We start from the raw sequence: 433 nt of genomic DNA on the forward strand, positions 1-433 counted from the left end.
GAGTGTTTTTCCTTAGAAGAAAGCACAGACTCTGGAAGCTTTTCTTATAGGAAATATGACGAGAGAGATAGTAATAAAAGACTGAAGCATATTTTCGTAAGTAATAATTTTAGAACCGATAGAGTGACAGGGTTTGGTGCTACTGGTAATGAAATTCAAGAAAAAGACCATCTTAAATGTCCTTTTTCTCTACCTAAATATTTTGAATTGCTAGAGAACTACAAGACATTGAAAATGAATAGCAATTGGTTCAGAATTTGGCTTAGCGATGATATTAATGAGTCATTAGTTAGAGAATGGATATTGAATGAATCTCTTGCTGAGATAGAGTCTATTTTGGTATTAGATATTGAACATCTTGATACCTTAATTTTTTTCAATGATAAAATCAACCTCCCATACTTGAAGAGATTAGAATTGAAAAATAGCCAGC

General features: G+C 31.9%; 1 protein-coding gene. It reads left to right on the forward strand.

Annotated features, from left to right (window positions below; translation table 11 throughout):
- Positions 1-433, forward strand: a 433-nt coding sequence (locus tag SB752_RS31950; RefSeq protein ID WP_410719437.1) for a hypothetical protein, incomplete at both ends; no start/stop codon positions are given.

The organism is Brevibacillus sp. SIMBA_040, from assembly GCF_046535075.1.
Lineage (GTDB): Bacteria > Bacillota > Bacilli > Brevibacillales > Brevibacillaceae > Brevibacillus.